11 protein-coding genes are annotated in these 11,120 nt (G+C 71.8%); 7 read left to right on the top strand and 4 right to left on the bottom strand.

Annotation, left to right across the window (positions count from 1 at the left end; all coding sequences use genetic code 11):
* Positions 1 to 55 precede the first annotated feature (55 nt).
* The 3 genes from tcp to ABT300_RS36325 all read left to right on the top strand — a co-directional run bounded on the left by tcp (position 56) and on the right by ABT300_RS36325 (position 3,246).
* On the top strand, positions 56 to 1,426 hold the full coding sequence (gene tcp / locus ABT300_RS36315) for a 2-methylisoborneol synthase (RefSeq protein WP_351685231.1): 1,371 nt from the start codon (positions 56 to 58) through the stop codon (positions 1,424 to 1,426).
* 15 nt (positions 1,427 to 1,441) lie between these two features.
* A complete protein-coding gene (locus tag ABT300_RS36320; RefSeq protein WP_351685205.1) occupies positions 1,442 to 2,317 on the top strand; it encodes a geranyl diphosphate 2-C-methyltransferase in 876 nt (291 codons plus the stop codon).
* 161 nt (positions 2,318 to 2,478) lie between these two features.
* Positions 2,479 to 3,246 (top strand): class I SAM-dependent methyltransferase, encoded by a 768-nt coding sequence (locus ABT300_RS36325; RefSeq protein WP_351685234.1) that lies wholly within the window; start codon positions 2,479 to 2,481, stop codon positions 3,244 to 3,246.
* A gap of 142 nt (positions 3,247 to 3,388) precedes the next feature.
* Here ABT300_RS36325 and ABT300_RS36330 read toward each other — a convergent pair whose 3' ends face one another.
* A complete protein-coding gene (locus tag ABT300_RS36330) occupies positions 3,389 to 4,222 on the bottom strand; it encodes a class I SAM-dependent methyltransferase (RefSeq protein WP_351685208.1) in 834 nt (277 codons plus the stop codon).
* A gap of 831 nt (positions 4,223 to 5,053) precedes the next feature.
* Positions 5,054 to 5,710, bottom strand: coding sequence for a TetR/AcrR family transcriptional regulator (locus ABT300_RS36335; protein ID WP_351685211.1), 657 nt, complete (start codon positions 5,708 to 5,710; stop codon positions 5,054 to 5,056).
* Between the two features lie 76 nt (positions 5,711 to 5,786).
* Here ABT300_RS36335 and ABT300_RS36340 point away from each other — a divergent pair, with 76 nt between their 5' ends.
* The 4 genes from ABT300_RS36340 to ABT300_RS36355 all read left to right on the top strand — a co-directional run bounded on the left by ABT300_RS36340 (position 5,787) and on the right by ABT300_RS36355 (position 9,124).
* Positions 5,787 to 6,479: an NAD(P)-dependent oxidoreductase gene (locus ABT300_RS36340; protein WP_351685214.1), complete on the top strand. Its 693-nt coding sequence runs from the start codon at positions 5,787 to 5,789 to the stop codon at positions 6,477 to 6,479.
* A gap of 267 nt (positions 6,480 to 6,746) precedes the next feature.
* On the top strand, positions 6,747 to 7,244 hold the full coding sequence (locus ABT300_RS36345) for a sortase (protein ID WP_351685217.1): 498 nt from the start codon (positions 6,747 to 6,749) through the stop codon (positions 7,242 to 7,244).
* A 125-nt stretch (positions 7,245 to 7,369) separates the two neighbouring features.
* Entirely contained in the window at positions 7,370 to 8,068 is a 699-nt protein-coding gene (locus ABT300_RS36350) for a class F sortase (RefSeq protein ID WP_351685220.1), read from the top strand.
* 222 nt (positions 8,069 to 8,290) lie between these two features.
* Positions 8,291 to 9,124, top strand: coding sequence for a PIG-L family deacetylase (locus ABT300_RS36355; RefSeq protein WP_351685223.1), 834 nt, complete (start codon positions 8,291 to 8,293; stop codon positions 9,122 to 9,124).
* A gap of 83 nt (positions 9,125 to 9,207) precedes the next feature.
* On the opposite strand, the gene ABT300_RS36360 is transcribed toward ABT300_RS36355, so the two are convergent.
* On the bottom strand, positions 9,208 to 9,573 hold the full coding sequence (locus tag ABT300_RS36360) for a hypothetical protein (RefSeq protein WP_351685226.1): 366 nt from the start codon (positions 9,571 to 9,573) through the stop codon (positions 9,208 to 9,210).
* Positions 9,574 to 9,645: 72 nt separating this feature from the next.
* Positions 9,646 to 11,120: aminotransferase class III-fold pyridoxal phosphate-dependent enzyme (locus ABT300_RS36365; protein ID WP_351685229.1), on the bottom strand; the 1,475-nt coding region annotated here is incomplete at its 5' end.

The raw sequence follows: 11,120 nt of genomic DNA on the forward strand, positions 1-11,120 counted from the left end.
GCCTGACACGTCCGAGCATGACGGACCGCCCACCCACCGCAGCAAGGAGCCGACGATGCCCGACTCCGGGCCCCTCGGATCATCCCCGCCTCAGCGGCCACCGACGCCGCGCGCCACCGTGCCGGACGCCCCCGCGCCGGTGGTCCCCGACCCTCCGGCCCCATCGGCCGCCTCGGGCTTTCTGGCAGCACTGCATCCGCCGGTCACGGTCTTCGACCCGCTGTCGCCCCCGGCGCCCGCCTCCGCCGTGCCGCACACGCCGGACACCACGGCGTCCGGCTCCGCTCTCCGCGGGACCGCCGCCCACGGGGCCGACTCCCAGGGGGCCTCCCTCCGGGAAGTCCTGCGCGGGCCCACCGGGCTGGGCACGACCTCCCTCACGCTGTCCGCCAGGGACGAACTCCCGCTCCCCCAACCGGTGTCCGCCGCACCCGCTCCGCCGGCCGCGGGGCGAGCCGTCCCCGGTCTCTACCACCATGACGTCCCGGAGCCCGACCCCGTGCGCGTCGAGGAGGTCAGCCGCCGGATCAAGCAGTGGGCCGAGGACGAGGTGCAGCTCTATCCCGAGGAGTGGGAGGGGCAGTTCGACGGCTTCTCCGTCGGCCGTTACATGGTCGGCTGCCACCCGGACGCTCCGACGGTCGACCACCTGATGCTCGCCACGCGGCTCATGGTCGCCGAGAACGCGGTGGACGACTGCTACTGCGAGGACCACGGCGGATCACCCGTCGGTCTCGGCGGACGCCTCCTCCTCGCGCACACCGCGCTCGACCACGTCCACACCACGGACCAGTACGCGTCGGCGTGGCAGGAGTCCCTCGTCTCGGACGCTCCCCGCCGGGCGTACCGCAGCGCGATGGACTACTTCGTCCGCGCGGCCACGCCCTCGCAGGCCGACCGCTTCCGGCACGACATGGCGCGGCTGCACATGGGCTACCTCGCCGAGGCCGCCTGGGCCCAGACCGGTCATGTCCCGGAGGTGTGGGAGTACCTGGCCATGCGCCAGTTCAACAACTTCCGCCCCTGCCCCACCATCACGGACACCGTCGGCGGCTACGAGCTGCCCGCCGATCTGCACGCACGGCCGGACATGCAGCGGGTCATCGCCCTCGCGGGCAACGCGACCACCGTCGTCAACGACCTCTACTCGTACACCAAGGAACTCGACAGCCCGGGCCTCCACCTGAACCTGCCGGTGGTGATCGCGCAACGCGAGCGGCTCTCCGAGCGCGACGCCTATCTGAAGGCCGTCGAGGTCCACAACGAACTCCAGCACTCCTTCGAGGCCGCCGCGGCCGAGCTCGCGAAGGCCTGCCCCCTGGCCCCGGTGCTCCGCTTCCTGCGAGGAGTGGCCGCCTGGGTCGACGGCAACCACGACTGGCACCGGACCAACACCTACCGATACAGCCTGCCCGACTTCTGGTAAAGAACGGATATTTCTGTGACCACTGAGACGACCTCCACCGCCACCGCGAAGATCCCCGCGCCGGCGACCGCGTACCAGGAGGACATCGCCCGCTACTGGAACGCCGAGGCGCGACCGGTCAACCTCCGCCTCGGTGACGTGGACGGGCTTTACCACCACCACTACGGAATCGGCGACGTGGACCATGCCGCGCTCGGCGACCCTGCCGACAGCGCGTACGAGAAGAAGCTCATCGCGGAACTGCACCGCCTGGAGTCGGCACAGGCGGAGCTCCTCATGGACCATCTCGGCGCCGTCGGTCGCGACGACACCCTCGTCGACGCCGGCTGCGGGCGCGGCGGGTCCATGGTCATGGCGCACCGCCGCTTCGGCTGCAAGGTCGAGGGCGTCACCCTGTCCACCGCCCAGGCCGACTTCGGCAACCGGCGCGCGCGGGAACTGCGTATCGAGGGCCACGTCCGCTCCCGCGTGTGCAACATGCTCGACACGCCCTTCGCCAAGGGCAGCGTCACGGCCTCGTGGAACAACGAGTCGACCATGTACGTCGACCTGCACGACCTGTTCGCCGAGCACTCGCGCTTTTTGAAGGTGGGCGGCCGGTACGTGACGATCACGGGCTGCTGGAACCCCCGCTACGGCCAGCCGTCGAAGTGGGTCTCCCAGATCAACGCCCACTTCGAGTGCAACATCCACTCCCGTCGCGAGTACCTGCGCGCCATGGCCGACAACCGGCTCGTGCCGCACACCATCGTGGACCTCACCCCGGACACGCTCCCCTACTGGGAGCTGCGGGCCACGTCGTCGCTGGTCACCGGGATCGAGGAGGCGTTCATCGAGTCCTACCGGGACGGCTCCTTCCAGTACGTCCTGATCGCGGCCGACCGGGTGTGAGTCCTGGCCTGGCGGGGCGGCGCCCTCACCGGCGGCCCCGCCCCGCCAGGCGCAAACTCGGTGGGAGCAGAGGTCAGCCTGCCGTCTGCCCGCGCGGCCCGCACCGGACTACTGTCTGTCGGGTGAACGCAGACGACGCGGACCGGCGATGGACGCGGTCCATGCCCGAGGCCTACGAACGGCACCTCGTGCCGGTCTTCTTCCGCCCGTTCGCCGCCGACCTGGCAGCCAGGGCGGCCGCGCTACGGCCCCGTAGGGTCCTGGAGCTCGCCGCGGGGACCGGGGCGTTGACCTCGGCCCTGCTCACCGCGGCGCCCACGGCCTCGGTGGTGGCCAGTGACCTCAACGAAGCGATGGTCGCCGCCGGGTCGGCACGGGAGCCGCGCGCCGACTGGCGGCAGGCAGACGCCCAGGAACTGCCCTTCGAGGACGGCGACTTCGACCTCGTGGTGTGCCAGTTCGGGGTGATGTTCTTCCCCGACAGACCAGCCGCCTACGCGGAGGTGCGCAGGGTGCTGGCCCCGCCGGGGCGGTTCTTGTTCAACAGCTGGGGCCCGCTGGCCACGCACGGGTTCGGGTCCGCCTTTCAGGCCGCCCTGGAGGAGACCATGCCCGGCAGAGCGCCGGCCTTCCTCGAGGACGTGCCTCACGGTTACACGAATCCGGCCCTGGTCGCCTCGGACCTCGCCGCGGCCGGGCTGACCCTGGACTCCGCCGACGAGGTCACCCTGGACGGCGTCGCGGTGTCGGCCGCCTCCGTGGCCACCGGTTTCCTCACCGGCACACCGGTCAGCGCCGCCCTGGAGGCCCGCGAGGACGCGCAGTCCATCAGGGCGTCGGTCACGCAGAAGATGACGGACAGGCTCGGCGCCGGTTCCGTGACGGCGGCGATGACCGCGACCGTCTACACGGCGCATCGCCGGGAATGACGCTCGCCGGCCGGTCGGCTGGGCATGCCACCGTGCCTCTCCGGTAGGTCGACCCGGTCGACACTGCGCTCACCGCCGCCGTCTCCCCCGGGCGCCGTCCGGGATGCCGCCGACCCCCGTCGCCCCCGTCGGAACGACCCGCTCAGCCGGTGTTCCGCTCCGCCTTGACCAGCAGGTACTCCCACTCCATCGTCCCGTCCGCGAGATGCCGGGCGGCCAGATCCGTCAGCGCCGCGTCGAGCGCGGACACCTTGTCGGAGTCCTCGGCGATGGCCCGGTACACCGCGAGGGTCGGTCCGTAGCAGGACTTGAAGAACTCCAGGAACTCCTCGGGCCGGGCGAATCGGTCGACGCGCAACTGCCGGCGATCGGCGTCGACGGCGCTCACGCGGTCGCCGAGCAGGGAACGCACGTGCTCCTCGCTGCCCCACAGCGGCGGCGGCTGCGCGCCGGGCGGAGGCGGGGGCGCGTACGGGCGCATGGCGGCGAACATCTGGCCGATGAACCCTTCCGGGGTCCAGTTGACCAGGCCGATGCTGCCGCCCGGACGGCACACGCGGACCAGTTCGTCGGCCGCCCGCTGGTGGTGCGGGGCGAACATGACGCCGACGCAGGACACTACCGCGTCGAATTCCGCGTCCGCGAAGGGCAGCGCCTCCGCGTCGCCCTCGCGCCACTCCAGTCGGACGCCTCGCTCGGCGGCGAGCTCCCGTCCGGCGTCGAGCAGTTCCGGTGTCAGGTCCACGGCCACCACGTCAGCTCCCGCGAGAGCGGCCGGGATGGCCGCGTTCCCCGAGCCGGCCGCGACGTCGAGGACGCGCGAACCCGGCTGCACGCCGGTTCCCCGTATGAGCTCCGGCCCCAGATCGGGGATCACGTCCGTGGCCACCAGGGGGTAGTCGCCCAGCGCCCACATGGCCCGGTGCTTCGCCTTCAGCGCTTGGTCCGCACGGATCGCTTCGCTCGCCTCGGTCATGACGGGTCCCTCCGCTGCCGCACCGTGTGCGTACGGTGCCGGGCGGTGGCCGCCGTCTCGGACCGGCGCGCCCGCGTTTCGCCGCCTCGGCGCCTCCTACGACTGTCTCACGGTTCGACCGGCAGCGCCGGGCCTCGCACCGACCACGAGGCGGCCGACCATCTGATGCTCTCCGCTCGCGGCGGTCCTGTTGCAGCGGGCCGCTGGTGGCGGGCCGGTCGCCGGGCAGTTCAGCGCACGTAGGAGTCGCAGAGGGAAGCAGCTCCGGCCGATGCCGGGACCCGATGGGCCCAGCCGCACACGGTGCGCAGGTCGTAGGTGGACCGCGGACGGGCCGGAGGCTGCCGCGTCGAGGGGTGGCGGGGCGCCGTTGGCGTAGTTCCGCGGTGACGCGTGCGCGGCGGCGCGGGCCGGGTCGGCGCGGCACGCACGGCCCTGTGCGGCCGCTGCGCCTGCGGCATGCGGCGGGAGTGCTCGCGCCCCGCGGCGCCCGCGGCCCGTCGCTGTGCGGCGCGGCGGTCCGCGTGCCGCTCCGCCGCCTTGTGGACGGGAGTGGTGGCGACGAGAGCGGTGCGAGCGGAGGCCTGGGTCGCCGGCGGCGGTGACGGCGTGCGCGCGGCGGCCGCGTCCAGGCGCGGGACGGGCCGAGGGACGTCGGCAGGGACGGAGACGCAACCCCCGGCGAGCAGGACGCAGGCCAGGACGACGGCGAGGGAGAGCGGGCGGCGCATGGCCCCAGGATGGCAACGCCGGACTCGGCTGTGGGGTCGCCTCGCTGACCATCACCGGCACGGGTGACACGCCGCGACCCGCACCGGCGGGCTCAGGGACTCAGAGCCGGATGGCGCCTCCCTCGGCGGCCGACGAGCCGGCATGGCCCGTTCCGGCGATCGCCGCGGTACGGACCCTCGGAGCCAGTGCCGCCCGCAGTGCCGGGAGGAGCATGCGGCGGGTCTCGGACGGGGTGAGGGCGGAGGGGGTGGGGAGGGGGTTGAGGTAGCGGGTGTAGATGAGTCCGCCGAGGACCGTCACCACGGCCGTGGCGCGGGCGGTCCCGTCCCGGCCGCCGATAAATTCAGCAAGCCGCGCCAGCAGTTCGCGCTCCAGGTACTCGCGGATCACCTCGGCAGCCTCCGCGCCCTGAGCGGTGAGCAGACGGAAGTCGGCCTTCTCCCACAGGTCCGTCACCGCGTCGATCAGGCGGTCGGCAAGGGTGGCGGGGTCGCCGCCGAGGACGTCGTCCACCGCCAGCGCGTTGGCGCACTGGATCTGCATCACCTCGGCGAACAGGCCCTTCTTCGAGCCGAAGTGGTAGGCGATGAGCGCCGGATCGACCCCGGCGGCCCCGGCCACCGCACGGAGCGTGGCGCCCCGGTAGCCGCGCTGCAGGAACAGCGCACGGGCCGCCGAGACGATCGACTCGCGGGTCGGCGGGTTGCCGCGGGGGCGGCCTCGGGTGCGGGCGGGGGCTGGTCCGGCGATATTCATCAGCCTTGAGCCTGCGTTTCGTGATCGGCACAGTCAAGGGCGTTCCGGTGACCACTCGAAGGGATGACCCGACGCCATGCGTATCGCAGTCTTCGGCGCCAATGGACCGACCGGCCGCCACCTCACCGACCGGGCCCTCGCCGCCGGCCACGACGTCGTCGCCGTGACCCGCCGTCCCGGCTCCCTCGCCGCGCGGCCCGGGCTCGACGTGGCCGTCGCCGACGCCACCGACCCGGCCGCTGTCGACGCCGCGATCGGCGGGGCGGACGCGGTCCTGTCCGCCGTGGGCGTCCGCTTCGCCAAGGAGGAGATCACCACGTACTCGGCGAGCGCCCGGGCCATCACCGGCGCCATGGCCCGCCACGGCGTCAAGCGGTTGCTCGTCGTGAGCTCCAGCATCGCCGACCCGAACTGGCGTCCCACCGGTGCGCACTTCTTCAACCATGTGCTCGACCCGCTGGTGAACCGACGCCTCGGCCGCACCCTCCACGAGGACATGCGCCGCATGGAGGGCGTGATCCGGCAGACGGACCTGGACTGGACCCTCGTCCGGCCTTCAGGCCTCTTCGAGCATCCCGTCGTCACGGACTACCACACCGCCGAGACCAGTGCCGACGGCGTCTTCACCGCCCGGGCCGATCTCGCCGCGAGCATGCTGCGTGAGGTGGAGGCGCGGCGTTACGTCCGTACGGCCATGGGTGTGATCACCACGGCCGTGAAGCCGAGCATCGTCAAACTGATCTGGAACGAGGGCGTGAAGAAGAGGTAGCGGCCCTTTACGGGCCCGCGCAGCCGTGGCCCGGGGTCGTCCCGTTAGCCTGTTCGCCGCCCTCCGGCGGTTCTCCCGCCACTTCGACCCAATCCTTTCTGACCTGCGTGAATGCATGCCGCCGGACCATTGATACGTCCGTCCGAGCGAGGTATGCGTCGATCCGTCACGTTGCGGATGTGACGCAGCGTCGGTTGTCTCGGCAGTGGTGCGCACTTCGGGCGCCCGTGCAACAGATCCGGACGCTGCTTCGCTGGAGGGGTTCTTGTGGGCAACACACGTGTGCGCATCGGTATCGGCATCGGCCTGACGGCCGGTTTTCTGGCTCTTCACGTCCCGGTCGCCGCTGCCGCCGGCGACTCGGGTCTCGACATCCACTCGCGGCAGACCGCCAACGGCTCCACGGTCACCGTCAGCACCACCGCATGCGGTGCGGACGTCACGTACGGAAAGGGCGAGTCCGAGGCGGCAGGGGCGTTCCACCTCTTCGGAGGCGAGACCAAGGGCGTTCTCACCGGTGAGTTCACCGTGCCGGACGGCACGTCGACCGGCACCGACACCGTCGTCGTCAAGTGCCCGCCGCGGATCATGATGACGGACTCCTATGAGCTCCCGACGCGGCAGCCCGACGGTGCAGTCGAGGCCGGTTTCGGAGACGCGGGGCTGAAAGCGCCGCAGCTCGCCCTCGGCGCGGCGCTGGTCGCCGCGGCCGCCACCGGCGTGCTGGTGAGGAGGCGTCACCGCTCGAACGCGAACGTCACCTGACCGCCCGCTTTCCGTCGGCCCCCGCAACGCCCGGCGGCTCCCGGACCCTTCCCGGTCCCGGGAGCCGCTGCAGGTCCCCTCAGCTCCCTCGCCCCTCTCTCGCTGCGAGGAAAGAACCCACCTCGATGGCCACCAGGCAGACCACCGACCCGCCCTCTCCCTCGGCTCCTTTGCCGCCGTCGTCCTCGCGCATCCCGTCGGCCGGGCTTCTGGCCTGGACGCTCGTCGCCGGGGTCCTGCTGGTGGCCGGCGCGGTACACGACCACCAGCCACCGCAGCCTTCGGCGGGTCAGACGTTCTCGCCCCGTCCCGGAGCCACGGTCCACCGCGCCGCCGCACCGGCGGACCCCGTCGTGACCCCGCTGCCGCCCGCGGAACCCCTCCGGCTGCGCATCCCCGCCGTCCATGTGAACGTGCCCGTCACCGAGCTGCACCTCGACTCCTCGGGGGCGCTCGAGCCCCCGCCCGCGGACATTCCTCACCGCGCCGGCTGGTACAGCGAGGGCACAGCACCGGGATCCGCGGGGACGGCCGTCACCGCGGGCCACGTGGACCTGCCCGGCGGCGCCCCCGGCGTCTTCTACGAGCTCGGCGCGCTGACCAAGGGCGACATCATCGAGATCACCCGGGCCGACCGGCGCACCGCCGTGTTCACCGTCGACGCTCTCGAGGTCTACAACAAGAAGCACTTCCCGAGCGAGAAGGTGTACGGCAGCTCCGAGCGGGCCGAACTACGACTGATCACCTGCGGCGGCGGATACACCCGGGGCGCCGGATACCAGGCCAACGTCGTGGTCTACGCGACGCTCACCGCCGTCGAGTGAGAACGGTCCGCCGGATCGGAGGGATCGCCCCCGCCGACTGACTGGAGGAGCGCTCGCCGCTCCATCCCACCTGTGCGCAGCGACTACGGTGGGTCGCACGCCCGAGGGAATGGACGAGGCGCTCGGGCGGTTCGCCAGGACGGCCGGACCCATGCTGACGCACGTCCGTCCAGGTCACGGAGGGGACTCCGACCGCCCCTCACTCACACAGGAGGACGTTTCATGACTGACCGGCCCTTGACGCTCATGGCGGTGCACGCCCACCCCGACGACGAGGCCACGGGAACCGGGGGCGTCTTGGCACGGTACGCGGCGGAAGGTGTGCGCACGGTCCTCGTGACGTGTACCGACGGCGGTTGCGGTGACGGACCGGGAGGCGTCAAGCCGGGCGATCCCGGGCATGATCCGGCGGCCGTCGCCTTGATGCGGCGCAAGGAACTCGAGGCGAGCTGCGACGTCCTGAAGATCAGTCACCTGGAGACGCTGGACTACGCCGACTCCGGGATGATGGGCTGGTCGACCAATGACGCCCCCGGCTCGTTCTGGCAGACGCCGGTGGAGGAGGGCGCCGCCCGGCTCGCGGAGCTCATGCGGCGCTACCGGCCCGACGTGGTCGTCACCTATGACGAGAACGGCTTCTACGGTCACCCCGACCACATCCAGGCCAACCGCATCACGATGGCGGCGCTGGCGATGGCCGAGCCGACACCGAAGGTGTACTGGACGACGGCGCCCCGCTCGATGATGCAGCGGTTCGGGGAGGTCATGCGCGAGTTCGGGGCGGACTGGGAGGAGCCGGATCCCGCCGAGGCCGCCGCGATGGCCGAGATCGGGCTCCCGGACGAGGAGATCACCACCTGGGTGGACACCTCCGCGTTCGGCGGTCAGAAGTTCGACGCGCTGGCCGCGCACGCCAGCCAGGGCGAGAACATCTTCTTCCTGAGGATGGGCAAGGAGAAGTTCACCGAGTTGATGGGCGTCGAGACCTTCGTGCGCGTCCAGGACACCACCGGCGCGGCCTCGCCCGAGAGTGACCTCTTCGCCGGACTGCGCTGATCCACCCGTCTCCCGGCGCCCGCGAGCGATCTCGGGCGCCGGATCCGAGCCGGCTCTCCGGCGCCCCGGCCTGCCCGTCCTCGTCAGGCGAGGTCGGTCAGGTCCTCGGCGAACACCTGTGAGAGGGGCTGCGGTCCCACGTACTGCTGGCAGTTGCACTGGCCGGCCTCGTAGCGCAGCGGCTTCTTGTTCTCGTCCCAGGCCGTGGGCACTTCGACACGTTCGTGGCACCGGCCCTGCTTGTCGTGCTTGGCGAGATGGTGCGTGCATCCGCACACCGGCTCCGGCGGCTTGTGCGCCGCTTCGACGGCCAGCCGTTCCTGCTTCGCGGCTTCCATCAGCTGCAACTTGCGCTCATGCCGGTGTCGGAGCGCGGTGCGGATGTTCTCGGCGGCCCAGGCGAAGCCGCCCGTCCAGAAGACTATGAGAACCCACCAGAACCAGTCCATCGGCTGCCCCTTCCCCCGTCCTGCCGGATGCCAGCATAGATGGCCGGTGCAAGGCACACCGCCGGTCGCGGCTCAGCCTCCGTGCCCGAGCTCCCGCAGGGCGCGGTCCAGCATGTCGGCGAAGAAGTCGACGGCGGCGGAGTCGATGCACAACGGGGGTTTGATCTTCAGGATGTTGAGGTGGTCCCCGGTGGGCTGGACGATCACACCGAGGTCGAGGAGACGATCGCACAGTTCGGCGGTCTCCTCCGTGGCGGGCTCCAACGTGTCCCGGTCGCGGACGAGTTCGAGGCCGAGGTACAGGCCCGAGCCGTGCACGGCGCCGATGACGCCGTGCCTTTCCGCCAGCGCCCGGAGCCGGCTCTTCAGGCGGCCTCCGACCCGTACCGCGTTGCCCTGGAGGTCCTCGTCGCGCAGAGCGTCCAGGACGGTGAGGCCCACGACGCTCGAGACCGGGCTGCCCCCGGTGGAGGAGAAGAAGTACCCCTGGTCGCGATAGCGGTCGGCGATCGCCTTGGTCGTGATGACGGCGCCGAGGGGGTGGCCGTTGCCCATGGCCTTGGCCACGCAGACCACGTCGGGAACCACCTGCTGCTGCTCGAATCCCCAGAACCAGTGGCCCAGGCGGCCGTAGCCCACTTGGACCTCGTCGGCGACGGCGAGGCCGCCGTGGCGGCGGACGGCGGCGTACACCTCGGCGAGATAGCCGTCGGGCAGGGCCACTCCCCCGGCGTTGCCGTAGAAGGTCTCGCCGACGAAGGCTCCGGCCGGGCGGCCCGACGCGGCCAGCTCATCGATGACCGCCGCCGCCTCCGGCCCGTATCGCGCTGCCCGCACCCCGCGGTGCCGTCCGCGGTACGGGTTGGGCGAGTCCACGGTGTGCACCCAACTCGGCCGTGTCGTCAGGGCGTTCGGGTTGTCCTGGAGCGACGTGGACACCGCGTCGGATGCGTGGGTCCAGCCGTGGTAGGCCTCGCGGACCGCGACGACGTCGTGCTGTCCGGTGGCTCCGACGGCGAGGCGCAGGCCGAGATCCACGGCCTCGGAGCCGGAGTTGACCAGGAACACCGTGTCCAGCGGCTCGGGCAGGAGGGCCGCGAGACGTTCGGTGAACTCCACCACCGAGGCGTAGTGGAACCGCGAGTTGGTGTTGAGCCGACGCAGCTGACGGGCGACGGCCTGCTCGACGCGGGGGTGTGCGTGGCCCAGTGGGGTCACGTTGTTCACGATGTCGAGGTAGGAGCGGCCCTCGACGGACAGCAGATGGTGACGCCAACCGCGTTCGATGCGCGGAGGGTCGGCGTAGTAGTGCCCCTGCACCGTCGCGAACACGGCCCCGCGCCGCTCCAGCAGGTCCGCGGGTTCCGCGCGGCCGGCGGCCGGGAGGCCGAGGAGGGAGGCGGGGTCTGCTGTGAGCGCGAGCCATCCGGCCGCGTACTCGGGACGGACCAGGCGCGGCACGGCGAGGCCGCCGGCGCGGAGCAGCGCCACGTGGACCGCTGCTCCGGCCGGCAGAACGGCGAGCTCCTCCCCCGCCCCGACCGTCG

Origin of the sequence: Streptomyces sp. NPDC001027, from assembly GCF_040299045.1 — a bacterium.
Classification (GTDB): Bacteria; Actinomycetota; Actinomycetes; order Streptomycetales; family Streptomycetaceae; genus Streptomyces.

Excerpts from the sequence above, each read along its gene's own strand:
- ABT300_RS36355 (WP_351685223.1), top strand. The coding sequence starts at position 8,291 with ATGACTGACCGGCCCTTGACGCTCATGGCGGTGCACGCCCACCCCGAC.
- ABT300_RS36325 (WP_351685234.1), top strand. The coding sequence starts at position 2,479 with ATGCCCGAGGCCTACGAACGGCACCTCGTGCCGGTCTTCTTCCGCCCG.
- ABT300_RS36335 (WP_351685211.1), bottom strand. The coding sequence starts at position 5,710 with ATGAATATCGCCGGACCAGCCCCCGCCCGCACCCGAGGCCGCCCCCGC.
- ABT300_RS36350 (WP_351685220.1), top strand. The coding sequence starts at position 7,370 with ATGGCCACCAGGCAGACCACCGACCCGCCCTCTCCCTCGGCTCCTTTG.
- ABT300_RS36360 (WP_351685226.1), bottom strand. The coding sequence starts at position 9,573 with ATGGACTGGTTCTGGTGGGTTCTCATAGTCTTCTGGACGGGCGGCTTC.
- tcp (WP_351685231.1), top strand. The coding sequence starts at position 56 with ATGCCCGACTCCGGGCCCCTCGGATCATCCCCGCCTCAGCGGCCACCG.
- ABT300_RS36330 (WP_351685208.1), bottom strand. The coding sequence starts at position 4,222 with ATGACCGAGGCGAGCGAAGCGATCCGTGCGGACCAAGCGCTGAAGGCG.
- ABT300_RS36340 (WP_351685214.1), top strand. The coding sequence starts at position 5,787 with ATGCGTATCGCAGTCTTCGGCGCCAATGGACCGACCGGCCGCCACCTC.